This is a genomic window from Nitratireductor sp. StC3 (assembly GCF_003015025.1).
In the GTDB taxonomy this organism is placed as follows: domain Bacteria; phylum Pseudomonadota; class Alphaproteobacteria; order Rhizobiales; family Rhizobiaceae; genus Mangrovimarina; species Mangrovimarina alexandrii.
Genome location: NZ_PYBP01000002.1, coordinates 374,564 through 388,022 on the forward strand (window position 1 = coordinate 374,564; position 13,459 = coordinate 388,022).

Consider the following 13,459-nt stretch of genomic DNA (forward strand, 5'->3'; position numbering starts at 1 on the left):
CTCGATCGGCCGGGCCCGGCCGCGCGCGGCGCGACCGGGGTTGCCGGTCAGCTTGCCTGGGCTTTGGCCTTGGCCTGATCCTCGGCGACCTTCTTTTGGAAGATCTGCGCGAAGTCGATCGGGTCGAGCATCAGCGGCGGGAAGCCGCCATTGCGGGTCGCGTCCGCGATGATCTGGCGCGCGAACGGGAAAAGCAGCCGCGGGCATTCGATGAACAGCACCGGCAGCACGTGTTCCTTGGGGAACCCGGCGACCCGGAATACGCCGCCATAGGCGAGTTCGACGTTGAACAGCACCGAGTCCTGATGGCTGGCCTTGGCCGTCAGCATCAGATTGACGTCGTACTCGTTTTCCGAGATCGAGTTGGCGTTGACGTTGACGTTGATATTGATGTTCGGGGCCTGGTCGCGCCCGCGCAGCGAATTCGGCGCGCCGGGGCTTTCGAAGGACAGGTCCTTGACATATTGCGCCAGAACGTTGAGCGACGGCTGCGTGCCGTTTCCGTTCCCGGTTGCTGCCGCGGCGCCAGCCGCTCCCTTATCCGTCGATTTCTCGTCAGCCATTCGATCTTGCCTTTGCCTGGAGGCCGCGCCGCGACCCGAAAATTTGCGCGTTCGCTATCATGGGCGGCTGTTTGAAACAAGCGCGCACAGCCGCAATCAGCGGCCTTCTGGGCGGCCGAACGCCCTATTCGTCGCGATTCGGCTCCTTCCAGGGCGAATCCGAAGGGCGCGAGCGGGTGAAATCCTTCTCGTCGAGGTCGATGACCGTCTTGTCGCGGGGGGTGAAGTCCGGCTCGGGTCTTCCGCCGACGTCGAAACGCACCTTCAGGCGCGATTTGACCAGCGACCAGACCGCGTCGCGGAAGGCGGGTACGAACAGCGCGAAGCCGAGCGCATCGGTGACGAAACCCGGCAGCAGCAAAAGCAGTCCGGCAAACAGGATCATGGCGCCATGGACGAGTTCGCGCTGAGGAACGCGCCCGGCATCGGTTTCGGCCTGGATGCGGCGCAGTATCCCGAAACCCTGCACGCGCAGCAGCACGGAGCCGATCAGGGCGGTCAGAACCACGATCGCCAGGGTCGCGAAAACGCCGATCCGCCCGCCAATCGCGACGAAAGCCGCGATTTCAAGCAGCGGAACGACCAGAAATATCGCAAAAAGGGTTGGAAATCTCACGCGTGTCACTTCGTTTGTCCGCAGATCGGACTGTTGTGATAAAATGGCCGGCAAATTGACGATGCGACCTGCACGACCCCAACATAGTCATGCTACGGTCGGATTTGAATGATTGACCGTCGCGTTCTATATGCAGTCGTCAGGGGCCGGCTCCATCGAGCCGGACCGGATGGCTAACAACAACGGCGACGATTTTCGAGGCGGTTCGGCGGACACGATGGAATTTCTGGATATCGGAACACTGTTTTTCGTTGTCGCCGCGGTGGTGATCTTCCTGCAGTTGCGCAACGTTCTGGGGCGCCGGACGGGTAACGAGAAGCCGCCTTTCGATCCCTATACCGCCAATCGCACGCGCGAGACCGACACCGACAAGCCGCAGGACAATGTGGTGTCGTTGCCGCGACGCAAATCGGCCGGCGACGGCGAACAGGAATCGCCTTATGCGGCGATCGACAAATACGCCGCGCCCGGCACGGAGCTCAACAAGGGGCTGCGCGCCATTCGCGACGCCGACCCCTCCTTCGATCCGCGCGGTTTCACCGAGGGGGCCAAGCTCGCCTACGAGATGATCGTCATGGCCTATGCCGATGGCGACCGCAAGACACTGAAAAACCTCCTGTCGCGCGAGGTCTATGACGGGTTCGTCGCCGCGATCTCCGAGCGCGAGAAGCGGTCGGAAAAGATCCAGTCCTCCTTCGTCGGCATCGACAAGGTCGATATCGTTTCGGCCGAGATGAAAGGATCGGAGGCGCATCTGACCCTGCGCATCGTCAGCGAGCTGATCTCGGCGACGCGCGACGGCGCCGGGGAGGTGATCGACGGCGATCCCGAAACGGTTGCCGAGGTCAAGGATGTGTGGACCTTCGCCCGCGACACGCGTTCGCGCGATCCGAACTGGAAATTGGTGGCCACGGAAGCCGAAGATTGATCGCCGGCGTGGACGGCCCGTGTCCTTGTCCCCCCTTTTGCGGCGTGTCGGTTTCGACGCGCTGCCCGGCTGGGACGCCGACGACGGCCGCGCTGCGTTCGCGGCCTATCGGCGCAGCGCTGAGATGGCGGCCACCCGGACCTATCGCACCGGCAGCCTCGGTATAAGCGCCGCCGCCTTCGCGTCCGCCCATGCCGCCGCCCGCGCCGCGCCGCCACCCGACGGCCGCGCGGCACGAACCTTTTTCGAAACCCATTTCGTTCCCTTCCGCGTCGTACCGGACGGCCACGCGCGCGGTTTCGTCACCGGGTATTACGAGCCGGAAGTCGACGCCGCGCCGCAGGCCTCGCCCGCCTTCAGATATCCGCTTCTTTCGCGCCCGGCCGATCTGGTGGCGGTCGACGACGACAGCCGCCCGCCCGGCCTCGACCCCTATTTCGCCTTCGCCCGCCAATACCCGGACGGTCGCCTGGGCGAATATTTCGACCGCGCCGCGATCGAGGCCGGCGCGCTGTCGGGCCGGGGCCTGGAGATCGCCTGGCTCGCCGATCCCGTCGACGTGTTTTTCATCCATGTCCAGGGCGCGGCGCGGCTGCGCATGCCCGACGGCACGGTCAGGCGCGTAACCTATGCCGCCAAGAGTGGACATCGCTTCACGGGACCCGGCGGAATTCTGGCCGAAATCGGCGAATTGGCGCGCGAAAACGTCACAATGCAGACGATTCGGGCCTGGTTTTGCGAAAATCCGCAGCGAAAATCCGAGATTTTGTGGCAAAATCGCTCCTTTATCTTCTTTAAGGACGCGCCGGTCGACGATTCCGCGCTTGGCCCGGTCGCGGCGGCCAAGGTGCCGCTGACGGCCGGCCGCTCGCTTGCGGTCGACCGCCTGCTGCACACGTTCGGCACGCCGGTCTTCGTTCATGCGCCGGATCTTGCGGCGTTCGGCGAGGCGCCGTTTTCGCGGCTGATGATCGCCCAGGACACCGGCTCCGCCATCACCGGTCCCGCCCGCGGCGATCTGTTTGCCGGCTCCGGCGCGGCGGCCGGCGACATCGCCGGGGTGGTCCGCCACGATGCCGATTTCTTCGTGCTCGTTCCGCGTGTCCTGGCCGACGGGGCCGGCGCATGAGGACCCGGGCGACAAAGGGCCTGACCGAGCAGGACCGTGTCCTGTGGGAGCGGGTCGCCCGCACCGCCACGCCGCTTGACGGCCGCCGCCTGCCGCCGGCGGAGATCGTCGCCCCGACCGCCCCGCCGGCGTCAAAAGACCCGGCGCGCGCGCGCCCAAAGGCGGGCCCGGCCGCTGCCCGGCCGCCTGCCGACGCCGGATCCGAGCCCAGAGCGGGTGGCATCGACCGGCCGACCCGGCAGAAACTGGCCAAGGGCCGCGTCGCGCTCGAGGCCAGTGTCGACCTGCACGGTCTCACCCAGAGCCAGGCCCACGGGCTGCTTTTGTCCTTCCTGCTGCGCGCGCACGCCGCCGGCATCCGCCATGTGCTGGTCATCACCGGCAAGGGCGCCTCGTTCGGCAGCGACGGCGTCTTGCGCCGCGCCGTACCCGGCTGGCTGGCGACCCCGTCTTTCCGCGCCATCGTCGGCGGCTTCGAACCCGCCGCACGGCACCATGGCGGCAACGGCGCGCTTTACATACGTTTGCGCCGGGCCGGCGATCCGAGGCGCTGATGACGCCGTTCGGCGAAAAAATGCGCGCCATGCGCCGCGACAAGGGCGTGACCCAGAAGGAGATGGCGCAGGCGCTCGGCGTCAGTCCGGCCTATCTGTCGGCGCTCGAACGCGGCCACCGCGGCGTACCGAGCTGGACGTTCCTGCAAAAGGTGCTCGGCTATTTCAACATTATCTGGGACGATGCGGAGGAATTGCGCCGGATCGCCGAGCAATCGCGGCCCCGGGTGGTGATCGACACGAGCGGGCTTTCGCCCGCCGCGACCCGCCTCGCCAATCTGCTGGCTACCGATATCGCCCGGCTCGACGAGGACGACATCGCCGCGCTGATCGAGCGGATCCGGGCGGTGGGACGGCGCTCGAAGCGCTTCGACTGATCTTTTTCCGCCGTGCGCGACGGGCGCCCGCCTTGTCCGCTCGCCCGGCGATCAATTGGCCGCAAACAGCGCCTTGAGTTCGCTCAGTCGGTCGTTGACCAGCCAGCCATAATAGTTTTCCTCCGGCAGCCGCTTCTCCTCGCCCTTGGCCGCGCGTTCGGCGTTCTCCCGGCGCAGCGCCTGCGCCCGCTCGCGCGGATTGCCGACATTGTAGAGCGTCGCGGTGATACCGGGATTGCCGGAAATGTCGAAACCGGCGATCTCCGCATAGGCGTCGATCGCGGTTTTCAGCGTCGCCGCGACATAGGGCAGGGTCAGGTCCGGGTCCATGATGGTGCGATAGACCTGCTGCGGATAGCGGTGATCGAGCTTGGGCAGTCCGGAGACCCGGTGCACCGCGTCGCTCATCTGCAGGGCCGTCAGCGGGTTGAGCTGGCCGATGCCGAAGGTCTGGCCCGCGTAAAAGGGCTGGAAGAACACTGCGCTGAAGCGGTTGTTGGGAAATCCCTTGCCGTCGACGACACGGCCGCGAAACTGCGTGTTCCAGACCCTTTCGCGACAGGTCCACAGCGCGTAGCTGCCGGTTTCGGCATCGCAGGCGGCGAATTGCGGCCGCTTGATGAAGGCGTCGACGTCCTCGCCGTCGAAGGCGAAGGAGAACCGTGTCGTCAGATAGGACACCGCCTTGACGTAGTAGGTCTGCAGCCGGTCATAGGCATCGACATTGTAGGTATGCTCGCCGACGATGGCGCCGACGATGTGCATCGGATCGATGCGATAGGCGGCGGCGGCCTCGACGATCTTGGCCCGCAGCTTGCCGTCGCGCTTCAGCAAGGCGTAGACCTTGCGGTATTTGGCCTCGAACGTGGTCTTGAGCGCACGCGTGCGCGACCCCGAGCCGAACGGGATGTCGGGCTGCTCGGCATGCCGGTTGCCGGCGGGAACCGGAGTGGCTGCCAGCGCGGGCGCCGCGAGGACACCCGCCGCCAGGATCAGGACCCAAAAAATCTGCCTTGCCATATGTCCCAGGCAACCGTGAACATGATTTCGTTTCGGCACGGTAGGAAAAGCGCCGCTGCGAGTCGAGAGCGCGGCCGGCGAGTTTGCGCTCTTTGGCGTGTCGAAACGGAAAGACTGTTTCGACATCCTTGCCGCTTCCTAAAGAATGAATCGGGACAAATCTGTGTTCTTGGCCAGATCGCCGACATTCTTGGCGACATAGTCGGCATCGATCGTCAGCGTCGTTCCCGACCGGTCGGGCGCCTCGTAGGAGATATCGTCGAGCACCCGTTCCATCACCGTCTGCAGCCGGCGCGCGCCGATATTCTCCACCGAGGCGTTGAGATCGACGGCGATGCCGGCCAGCGAATCGATGGCGTCGTCGGTGAAGTCGAGCGTCACGCCCTCCGTCTGCATCAAAGCGACATATTGCTTGATCAGGCTCGCCTCGGTTTCGGTCAGGATGCGCCGGAAATCCTCCTTTTCCAGAGCCCGCAGCTCGACGCGGATCGGCAGCCGGCCCTGCAGCTCGGGCAAAAGGTCCGACGGCTTCGAGACGTGGAAGGCGCCCGAGGCGATGAACAGGATATGGTCGGTCTTGACCGGACCGTATTTGGTGGCGACCGTGGTGCCTTCGACCAGCGGCAGCAGGTCGCGCTGCACGCCCTCGCGCGAGACCCCGGCTCCCACGCCGCTCTCGCGCGTGGCGATCTTGTCGATCTCGTCGAGGAAGACGATCCCGTCATTTTCCGTGATAGACAGCGCCCGGCTCACCACCTCGTCCTGGTCGAGCAGCTTGTCGGACTCGTCGTTGATGAGGTGCGCGTAAGAGTCCTTGACCGTGGTCTTGCGTGTCTTGGTGCGTCCGCCCATCGCCTTGGACAGCATGTCGTTGATGTTGAGCACGCCTATATTGGCGCCCGGCATGCCCGGGATTTCCAGGGACGGGCCGGACGTGTCGGCGACCTCGACCTCGATCTCCTTGTCGTCGAGCTCGCCGTTTCGCAGTTTCTTGCGAAAGCTGTCGCGCGTCGCCGGGCTGGCGTTCTTGCCCACCAGCGCCTCAAGCACCCGTTCCTCGGCATTGATGTGGGCGCGCGCCTTGACGTCCTCGCGCATCTTGTCGCGCACCAGGCCCATCGCCACCTCGACCAGGTCGCGGATGATCTGTTCGACGTCGCGCCCGACATAACCGACTTCGGTGAATTTGGTCGCTTCCACCTTGATGAACGGGGCGCCGGCGAGCCGCGCCAGCCGGCGCGAGATCTCGGTCTTGCCGACGCCGGTCGGGCCGATCATCAGGATGTTTTTCGGCATCACCTCCTCGCGCATCTGGCCTTCGAGCTGCTGGCGGCGCCAGCGGTTGCGCAGCGCGATCGCCACGGCGCGCTTGGCGTCCTTCTGGCCGATAATGTAGCGGTCGAGTTCGGAAACGATCTCGCGGGGGGAAAATGTGGTCATGACGGGGTCTCGTTTGTGTTTTCGCCGTGCTGCATCGAAAGCCAGTCGCCGGTGCGCCCCGCAAGCTGCGGGACCGGCCGCAAGGCGATGTGCGGCGTGTCAATCGGCATCGAGGGTTTCGATCACGATGTTGCGATTCGTGTAGACGCAGATGTCGGCCGCGATCTCCATCGCGGCGCGGGCGATCTCCTCGGCCGATTTGTCGGTCTCGGCCAGGGCACGCGCGGCGGCGAGCGCGTAATTGCCGCCGGAGCCGATCGCCATGACCCCGTGCTCGGGTTCCAGCACGTCGCCGGTGCCGGTAAGCGCCAGGGTCACGCTCTTGTCGGCGACCAGCATCATCGCCTCGAGCCGGCGCAGATAGCGGTCGGTGCGCCAGTCCTTGGCCAGTTCCACGCAGGCCCGCGTCAACTGGTCGGGATATTGTTCGAGCTTGGTTTCCAGCCGTTCGAGCAGTGTGAAGGCATCGGCGGTCGCGCCGGCAAAACCGGCGATCACATTGCCCTTGCCCAGGCGGCGGACCTTGCGGGCATTGCCCTTCATCACCGTCTGCCCCATCGAGACCTGGCCGTCGCCGGCGATCACCACGGTGCCGCCTTTGCGCACGGTGACGATGGTGGTCGCATGCATTGCGGGTGCTTCTGACATGAATGGCTCCGATCAGGCGCGGCCAGGGCGCAAAAAACGCGGCGTTTCGACAGGGCCTTATTTATGCAGCCGGGGCCGGATTGCAAATTCGCCCCCGACAAGCCGCGGCCTATGCCGGCGAACTGGCATTCCCCGCGCGCCGCTGTTAGAAGGCAGCGCCACGCTACTTTCAGGACAAGCGAGATGGACGCCAGCACCGGTCGCACCGCAACGATCAGCCGCAAGACCAACGAGACCGCCATCGAGGTGACGGTCGATCTCGACGGCGGCGGCAAATACGACATCGCCACCGGCGTCGGTTTCTTCGACCACATGCTCGAGCAGCTCTCGCGCCATTCGCTGATCGACATGACGGTCAGGACAAAGGGCGACCTGCACATCGACGACCATCACACGGTCGAGGATACCGGGATAGCGATCGGGCAGGCCATCGCCCGCGCGCTCGGCGAGCGGCGCGGCATCAACCGCTACGCCTCGCTCGATCTGGCCATGGACGAAACGCTGACGCGCGCCGCCGTCGACGTCTCCGGCCGGCCGTTCCTGGTCTGGAACGTGCCCTTTTCGGCGCCCAAGATCGGCACGTTCGACACCGAGCTGGTGCGCGAGTTCTTCCAGGCGCTGGCCCAGAACGCCGGTATCACGCTGCACGTCACGACGCTTTACGGCGCCAACAACCATCATGTCGCCGAGACCTGCTTCAAGGCGGTGGCGCGGGTTCTGCGCGTCGCGCTCGAGGCCGATCCGCGTCAACGCGACGCCGTGCCCTCGACCAAAGGCACGCTTGGCTAGGAATACGCTGATGGCCAGTTTCGTCGTTTTGGAACCCCCGGGCGAGCGTCCCGCCGATGACATGATCTTCGTGCGGGACGGATTCGCCTGGCTCGGTCTTTTGTTGCCCTTTTTCTGGCTGCTGTGGCATCGGCTGTGGATCGAGGCATTGCTTTTTCTGGCCGCCTCGATCGGCCTGGCGATGCTGGTCGAGTTCGCCGGTCTGGGCGTCGTCGCGCCGTTCCTGTCGCTCATTCTGGCGCTTTATGTCGGCATCGAGGGCGCGACGCTGCGGGTGTGGGCGGCGACCCGCCGCGGCTGGCGCGAATGGGGCGTCGTGGAGGCCGACACGGGCGAGGATGCCGAGGCGCGCTATGTCGCCGAACGCGGCGAGACGCCGGTTGCCGACCGCATCGCCCCGCGTGCCGCTGCACCCGGCGCGGCCCGCACGAGCGCGTCCGGCGAACCCGCGCTCGGCCTTTTCGACTATCCCGCGCGAGGCTGACAATGCGCGTCGCCATCATCGATTACGGCTCCGGCAATCTGCGCTCGGCCGTCAAGGCCTTCGAGCGCGCCGCGCGCCAGGCCGGCATCGCCGCCGAGATCGACCTGACCTCGGATGCCGAACGGGTGCGCTCGGCCGACCGCGTCGTGCTGCCGGGCGTGGGCGCCTATGCCGATTGTCGCGCCGGCCTCGATGCCGTGCCCGGCATGGTCGAGGCGATCGACGAGGCCGCGATTGCCAGGGGACGGCCTTTCCTGGGCATCTGCGTCGGCATGCAGCTGATGGCGCAGCGCGGCCTGGAAAAGACGACGACGAAGGGCTTCGGCTGGATCGCCGGCGACGTGGTCCGCATCGAGCCCGCCGCGCCCGCCTTGAAAGTTCCCCAGATCGGCTGGAACACGATCGCGCTCGTGCGGCCGCACCCGCTGTTTGAGGGCATCGCGACCGGCGAAGGCGGGCTGCACGCCTATTTCGTCCATTCCTATCATCTGCAGACGCGGGTGGCCGAGGAACTGGTCGCCGTCACCGACTATGGCGGCCGGATCACGGCGGCGGTCGGCCGCGACAACCTCGCCGGCACCCAGTTCCATCCCGAAAAGAGCCAGGCGCTCGGCCTGGCCCTGATCGCCAATTTCCTGAGGTGGAGGCCATGAGCCGCAAACGGTGTTGGATCGCAACGGCCGCAAACAGGGCGGGAGCCGAGGCATGATCCTGTTTCCCGCCATCGATCTCAAGGACGGAGAATGCGTGCGCCTGAAGCTCGGCGACATGGCGACCGCCACGGTCTATAACGCCGATCCGGCCGCCCAGGCCGAGGCCTTCGAGGCGCAGGGCTTCGACTGGCTGCACGTCGTCGACCTGAACGGCGCCTTCGCCGGCGAAAGCGTCAACGGCGCCGCCGTGGAGGCGATCCTCAAGGCAACGCGCAACCCGGTCCAGCTCGGCGGCGGCATTCGCACGCTCGCCGATATCGAGGCCTGGCTCGACAAGGGGCTGGCGCGCGTCATTTTGGGCACGGTGGCGGTGCGCGATCCCGATCTGGTCAAAGAGGCCTGCCGGCTTTTTCCCGGCAAGATCGCGGTCGGCATCGACGCCAAGGGCGGCAAGGTCGCCGTGGAAGGCTGGGCCGAGGCCTCCAAGCTCGGCGTGATCGAGCTGGCCGAGCGTTTCGAGGGCGCCGGCGTGGCCGCGATCATCTACACCGACATCGACCGCGACGGCGTGCTTTCGGGCATCAACTGGGAGGCGACCATCGATCTGGCCAACGCGGTCTCGATCCCCGTCATCGCCTCGGGCGGGCTTGCCTCGATCGCCGATATCGTGCGCATGACCATGCCCGACGCGAAGCGGCTCGAAGGCGCGATCTCCGGCCGCGCGCTTTATGACGGGCGCATCGACCCGGCCGCGGCGCTGGCCGTGCTCGGCGGCGCCAAACCGCCGGCCGGGCTGTTCGAGGACCCCGCATGACCCTGAAAGCCCGCGTCATCCCCTGTCTCGATGTCAAGGACGGCCGCGTCGTCAAGGGTGTCAATTTCGTCGACCTGATCGATGCCGGCGATCCCGTCGAGGCCGCCAAGGCCTATGACGCGGCCGGCGCCGACGAATTGTGCTTTCTCGACATCACCGCCTCGTCCGACAATCGCGAGACGATTTTCGACGTGGTGGCGCGCACGGCCGAGCAGTGCTTCATGCCGCTGACCGTCGGCGGCGGCGTGCGCGCGGTCGCCGATATCCGCAAGCTGCTGCTGGCCGGCGCCGACAAGGTGTCGATCAACACGGCGGCGGTGAAAAATCCCGATTTCGTCGCCGAGGCGGCCGACAAGTTCGGCGACCAGTGCATCGTCGTGGCGATCGACGCCAAAAAGGTGTCGGCCCCGGGCGAGGCCGCGCGCTGGGAGATCTTTACCCATGGCGGCCGCGAAAAGACCGGCATCGAGGCGATCGGGTTCGCACAAAAAATGGTCGACCGCGGCGCCGGCGAGATCCTGCTGACCTCGATGGATCGCGACGGCACCAAGGCCGGCTACGACCTGGCGTTGACGCGGGCGGTCGCCGACGCCGTGCGCGTGCCGGTGATCGCGTCGGGCGGCGTCGGCACGCTCGACCATCTGGTCGAAGGCATCCGCGACGGCCACGCCGCCGCCGTGCTCGCCGCCTCGATCTTTCATTTCGGCACCCATTCCATCGCCGAGGCCAAGCACCATATGGCAGCGGCCGGCATTGCCGTGCGCCTCGACCCGGCGGCGCCGGCCGGAGCGCGACCATGAGCGGATTTTCCCTGACCGATCTGGAAAAGATCATCGCCGAGCGCGGCCGCTCCGGCGATCCGCAGTCGTGGACGGCGAAGCTGTTTGCAAGCGGCACCGACAAGGCCGCGCAGAAGCTCGGCGAGGAAGCCGTCGAGGCGGTGATCGCGGCCGTGCGCGGCGATCGCGACGGTCTGGTTTCTGAAAGCGCCGATCTTGTCTATCATTGGCTGGTGGTGCTGGCGCTCGCCGACGTGCCGGTCGCCGAGGTGCTGGCCGAGCTCGAGCGCCGCACGGCGCGTTCCGGCATTGCCGAAAAGGCGGCGCGCGACGAGTGAGGCCGGCGCGAAAGGGAAGGCGATGGACCAGCTTGCTCCGGACCTGAAATATTCGCCCTACCGCTTTTTCAGCGCCGAGCGCTGGGCCGGCTTCCGCGCCGACACGCCGCTCACCCTGACCGAGGACGAAGTCCGCCGGCTGAGCTCGCTCAACGACCCGGTCGATCTCGACGAGGTGCGCCGCATCTATCTGTCGCTGTCGCGGCTCTTGTCGGCCCATGTCGAGGCGAGCCAGCTTCTGTTTCACCAGCGCAAGGTGTTCTTCAACACCGGCGACGTGGTCAAGACGCCCTTCATCATCGGCATCGCCGGTTCGGTCGCGGTCGGCAAATCGACGACGGCGCGCATTCTCCAGGAACTTCTGGGGCGCTGGCCGTCGAGCCCCAAGGTCGACCTCGTCACCACCGACGGGTTCCTCTACCCCAACGAGGTGCTGCGCGGCGAGAACATCATGGACCGCAAGGGCTTTCCGCAGAGCTACGATGTCGGCCAGCTGTTGCGGTTCCTGTCGGCGATCAAGTCCGGCGAGCCGGACGTGCGCGCCCCGGTCTATTCCCACCTGACCTACGACGTGGTGCCCGGCGAATACGTGCTGATCGACCGGCCCGACATCCTGATCTTCGAGGGCATCAACGTCTTGCAGACCCGCGACCTGCCCCCGGACGGGCGCGCGGTGCCGGTGGTGTCGGACTTTTTTGACTTCTCGATCTATATCGACGCCGACGAAGACCTGATCCACACCTGGTATATCGACCGTTTCATGCGTCTGCGCGAGACCGCCTTCCGCAACCCGCAATCCTTTTTCCACCGCTATTCGCAGCTTTCCGAGGACGCCGCGCGCGCCATCGGCGAAAGCCTGTGGGCCAATATCAACCTGAAGAACCTGCGCGAGAATATCGTGCCGACCAGGCCGCGCGCCGACCTGATCCTGCGCAAGGGCGCCGACCATCTGGTCGAGGAGGTCGCGCTGCGCAAGCTCTAGGCGCTGTGCCGTTGTCGCAGGAAAGATGTCGCCGCGCGGGCCGATCCGGCGCCCGCCGGCGGGCGGTTTCCTTCCGACTGTCATCCGGCGCAGCGGCCGGGCGATCGCGCTTGTGAGGCGGGCGGATGTGGGCTAGGTCGAGCCCGCGAAAGGGTCCGCGAGCCAAGGAGCAGCGCAGATGACGACGACGACGGTTTTGCCTGCGGGCCCGCGGGAGCTGCGCTATCCGTTTCCCGACACTCCCGAAACCGGCACGGTCGGCGAGGTCGCGCCCGGCATTTTGTGGGCGCGCATCCCGCTGCCCTTCCGTCTCGACCACGTCAACATCTACCTGATCGAGGACGGCGACGGCTGGGCCGTGCTCGACACCGGCATCGCCAACGACCAGACCCGTGAAATCTGGCGGGCGCTGGTGGCCGGGCCGCTGGCCGGCCGGCGCCTGACGCGGCTGATCGTCAGCCATTATCACCCCGACCATATCGGGCTGGCCGGCTGGCTGTGCGACCGGTTCGACCTGCCGCTTCTGACCAGCCATTCGGCCTATCTCGGCTGTCTCAACATCTCGCTCAGCCCGGGCGCGCTCGATGCCGAGCCCTATCGCGACCATTACCGCCGCCACGGCATGGCGGACGATGCCGCGCGCCTGGTCAGCACCCAGGGCCACAATTATCTGCGCATGGTGGCGCCGCTGCCGCCGGTTTTTTCGCGGCTGGTGGCCGGCGACACGCTGGCGCTCGGCGGGCGCGATTTCGAGGTGCTGGCCGGCGACGGCCACGCGCCGGAGCAACTGATGCTCTACTGGCGCGACGGCAACGTGTTCTTGGCCGCCGACCAGGTGCTGGCCCGGATCTCGCCCAATATCGGCGTGTGGGCGGTCGAACCGGAGGGCGACCCGCTCGGGCTCTACCTGCGCTCGCTCGCCGCGCTGCGCGCCACCATTCCGGCCGACGCGCTGGTGCTGCCCGGCCACCAGCTTCCCTTCGTCGGGCTGCACCAGCGCTGCCGCGAGCTGGCCGCCCATCACGACGAGCGCTGCGCGGCGATCGCCGAGGCCTGCGGCGCAAAGCCGCGCTCGGTGGCCGATCTGCTGCCCTTCGTGTTTCCCCGCGCGCTCGATCCGCACCAGATGGGTTTCGCCTTCAGCGAGGTCCACGCCCACGTCAACCGCATGAAGCGGCAGGGCACGCTGGTGCGCGACGCAAAAGACGAAGACGTGCACCGCTACCGGCTGGCCTGAGGCCGCAGCCAGCGCCGGACGCGGGCCCGTATCGCCACATATTTCCGAGCGGGACCGTGCCGCCGCGCCCGGCGCGGTCGGCCCGACACGCAGGAAGGCGGAAAGATC

17 protein-coding genes are annotated in these 13,459 nt (G+C 66.6%); 12 read left to right on the forward strand and 5 right to left on the reverse strand.

Annotated features, from left to right (window positions below):
* Positions 1-47 precede the first annotated feature (47 nt).
* The gene (gene secB, locus C7T96_RS06315; protein ID WP_106570325.1) at positions 48-563 is read right to left on the reverse strand and encodes a protein-export chaperone SecB; all 516 of its coding nucleotides are present in this window, start codon (positions 561-563) and stop codon (positions 48-50) included.
* A 124-nt stretch (positions 564-687) separates the two neighbouring features.
* Positions 688-1,179, reverse strand: coding sequence for an FxsA family protein (locus tag C7T96_RS06320; RefSeq protein ID WP_106570524.1), 492 nt, complete (start codon positions 1,177-1,179; stop codon positions 688-690).
* A gap of 217 nt (positions 1,180-1,396) precedes the next feature.
* Between C7T96_RS06320 and C7T96_RS06325 the strand changes: the two genes are divergently transcribed.
* The 4 genes from C7T96_RS06325 to C7T96_RS06340 are packed head-to-tail and all read left to right on the forward strand — an operon-like array spanning position 1,397 to position 4,167.
* Complete coding sequence (locus C7T96_RS06325) at positions 1,397-2,107, forward strand: Tim44/TimA family putative adaptor protein (RefSeq protein ID WP_106570525.1); 711 nt, start codon at positions 1,397-1,399, stop codon at positions 2,105-2,107.
* A 19-nt stretch (positions 2,108-2,126) separates the two neighbouring features.
* Positions 2,127-3,236 (forward strand): murein transglycosylase A, encoded by a 1,110-nt coding sequence (locus C7T96_RS06330; protein WP_106570326.1) that lies wholly within the window; start codon positions 2,127-2,129, stop codon positions 3,234-3,236.
* Positions 3,233-3,790: a Smr/MutS family protein gene (locus C7T96_RS06335; protein ID WP_106570327.1), complete on the forward strand. Its 558-nt coding sequence runs from the start codon at positions 3,233-3,235 to the stop codon at positions 3,788-3,790. Before C7T96_RS06330 ends, C7T96_RS06335 begins: the two co-directional genes overlap by 4 nt.
* Positions 3,790-4,167 carry a helix-turn-helix transcriptional regulator gene (locus C7T96_RS06340; RefSeq protein ID WP_106570328.1) on the forward strand — a complete coding sequence of 126 codons (378 nt, stop codon included), beginning with the start codon at positions 3,790-3,792 and terminating at the stop codon, positions 4,165-4,167. The genes C7T96_RS06335 and C7T96_RS06340 overlap by 1 nt, the downstream gene beginning before the upstream one ends.
* Positions 4,168-4,218: 51 nt before the next feature.
* Here C7T96_RS06340 and C7T96_RS06345 read toward each other — a convergent pair whose 3' ends face one another.
* The 3 genes from C7T96_RS06345 to hslV form a co-directional block, all read right to left on the reverse strand.
* Positions 4,219-5,187, reverse strand: a complete 969-nt coding sequence (locus tag C7T96_RS06345; RefSeq protein WP_106570329.1) for a DUF1402 family protein — start codon at positions 5,185-5,187, stop codon at positions 4,219-4,221.
* A gap of 138 nt (positions 5,188-5,325) precedes the next feature.
* Positions 5,326-6,627 carry an ATP-dependent protease ATPase subunit HslU gene (gene hslU / locus C7T96_RS06350; RefSeq protein WP_106570330.1) on the reverse strand — a complete coding sequence of 434 codons (1,302 nt, stop codon included), beginning with the start codon at positions 6,625-6,627 and terminating at the stop codon, positions 5,326-5,328.
* 99 nt (positions 6,628-6,726) lie between these two features.
* Entirely contained in the window at positions 6,727-7,275 is a 549-nt protein-coding gene (gene hslV, locus C7T96_RS06355; RefSeq protein ID WP_106570331.1) for an ATP-dependent protease subunit HslV, read from the reverse strand.
* Between the two features lie 183 nt (positions 7,276-7,458).
* On the opposite strand from hslV, the gene hisB reads away from it, so the two are divergent.
* The 8 genes from hisB (at position 7,459) to C7T96_RS06395 (ending at position 13,351) form a co-directional block, all read left to right on the forward strand.
* The gene (gene hisB, locus C7T96_RS06360) at positions 7,459-8,064 is read left to right on the forward strand and encodes an imidazoleglycerol-phosphate dehydratase HisB (RefSeq protein WP_106570332.1); all 606 of its coding nucleotides are present in this window, start codon (positions 7,459-7,461) and stop codon (positions 8,062-8,064) included.
* Between the two features lie 10 nt (positions 8,065-8,074).
* Entirely contained in the window at positions 8,075-8,548 is a 474-nt protein-coding gene (locus tag C7T96_RS06365; protein WP_106570333.1) for a DUF2628 domain-containing protein, read from the forward strand.
* Between the two features lie 2 nt (positions 8,549-8,550).
* Positions 8,551-9,201, forward strand: coding sequence for an imidazole glycerol phosphate synthase subunit HisH (gene hisH, locus C7T96_RS06370; RefSeq protein ID WP_106570334.1), 651 nt, complete (start codon positions 8,551-8,553; stop codon positions 9,199-9,201).
* Between the two features lie 52 nt (positions 9,202-9,253).
* Positions 9,254-10,015 (forward strand): 1-(5-phosphoribosyl)-5-[(5-phosphoribosylamino)methylideneamino]imidazole-4-carboxamide isomerase, encoded by a 762-nt coding sequence (gene hisA, locus C7T96_RS06375; protein ID WP_106570335.1) that lies wholly within the window; start codon positions 9,254-9,256, stop codon positions 10,013-10,015.
* The gene (gene hisF, locus C7T96_RS06380) at positions 10,012-10,815 is read left to right on the forward strand and encodes an imidazole glycerol phosphate synthase subunit HisF (protein ID WP_106570336.1); all 804 of its coding nucleotides are present in this window, start codon (positions 10,012-10,014) and stop codon (positions 10,813-10,815) included. The genes hisA and hisF overlap by 4 nt, the downstream gene beginning before the upstream one ends.
* Complete coding sequence (locus C7T96_RS06385) at positions 10,812-11,132, forward strand: phosphoribosyl-ATP diphosphatase (RefSeq protein WP_106570337.1); 321 nt, start codon at positions 10,812-10,814, stop codon at positions 11,130-11,132. Before hisF ends, C7T96_RS06385 begins: the two co-directional genes overlap by 4 nt.
* Before the next feature lie 22 nt (positions 11,133-11,154).
* Positions 11,155-12,114 carry a type I pantothenate kinase gene (gene coaA, locus C7T96_RS06390; protein ID WP_106570338.1) on the forward strand — a complete coding sequence of 320 codons (960 nt, stop codon included), beginning with the start codon at positions 11,155-11,157 and terminating at the stop codon, positions 12,112-12,114.
* A 178-nt stretch (positions 12,115-12,292) separates the two neighbouring features.
* Positions 12,293-13,351, forward strand: coding sequence for an MBL fold metallo-hydrolase (locus C7T96_RS06395; protein ID WP_106570339.1), 1,059 nt, complete (start codon positions 12,293-12,295; stop codon positions 13,349-13,351).
* Positions 13,352-13,459: the final 108 nt, after the last annotated feature.

Excerpts from the sequence above, each read along its gene's own strand:
- secB (WP_106570325.1), bottom strand. The coding sequence starts at position 563 with ATGGCTGACGAGAAATCGACGGATAAGGGAGCGGCTGGCGCCGCGGCA.
- C7T96_RS06325 (WP_106570525.1), top strand. The coding sequence starts at position 1,397 with ATGGAATTTCTGGATATCGGAACACTGTTTTTCGTTGTCGCCGCGGTG.
- C7T96_RS06335 (WP_106570327.1), top strand. The coding sequence starts at position 3,233 with ATGAGGACCCGGGCGACAAAGGGCCTGACCGAGCAGGACCGTGTCCTG.
- C7T96_RS06340 (WP_106570328.1), top strand. The coding sequence starts at position 3,790 with ATGACGCCGTTCGGCGAAAAAATGCGCGCCATGCGCCGCGACAAGGGC.
- C7T96_RS06345 (WP_106570329.1), bottom strand. The coding sequence starts at position 5,187 with ATGGCAAGGCAGATTTTTTGGGTCCTGATCCTGGCGGCGGGTGTCCTC.
- hslU (WP_106570330.1), bottom strand. The coding sequence starts at position 6,627 with ATGACCACATTTTCCCCCCGCGAGATCGTTTCCGAACTCGACCGCTAC.
- hslV (WP_106570331.1), bottom strand. The coding sequence starts at position 7,275 with ATGTCAGAAGCACCCGCAATGCATGCGACCACCATCGTCACCGTGCGC.
- hisB (WP_106570332.1), top strand. The coding sequence starts at position 7,459 with ATGGACGCCAGCACCGGTCGCACCGCAACGATCAGCCGCAAGACCAAC.
- C7T96_RS06365 (WP_106570333.1), top strand. The coding sequence starts at position 8,075 with ATGGCCAGTTTCGTCGTTTTGGAACCCCCGGGCGAGCGTCCCGCCGAT.
- hisH (WP_106570334.1), top strand. The coding sequence starts at position 8,551 with ATGCGCGTCGCCATCATCGATTACGGCTCCGGCAATCTGCGCTCGGCC.
- hisA (WP_106570335.1), top strand. The coding sequence starts at position 9,254 with ATGATCCTGTTTCCCGCCATCGATCTCAAGGACGGAGAATGCGTGCGC.
- hisF (WP_106570336.1), top strand. The coding sequence starts at position 10,012 with ATGACCCTGAAAGCCCGCGTCATCCCCTGTCTCGATGTCAAGGACGGC.
- C7T96_RS06385 (WP_106570337.1), top strand. The coding sequence starts at position 10,812 with ATGAGCGGATTTTCCCTGACCGATCTGGAAAAGATCATCGCCGAGCGC.
- coaA (WP_106570338.1), top strand. The coding sequence starts at position 11,155 with ATGGACCAGCTTGCTCCGGACCTGAAATATTCGCCCTACCGCTTTTTC.
- C7T96_RS06395 (WP_106570339.1), top strand. The coding sequence starts at position 12,293 with ATGACGACGACGACGGTTTTGCCTGCGGGCCCGCGGGAGCTGCGCTAT.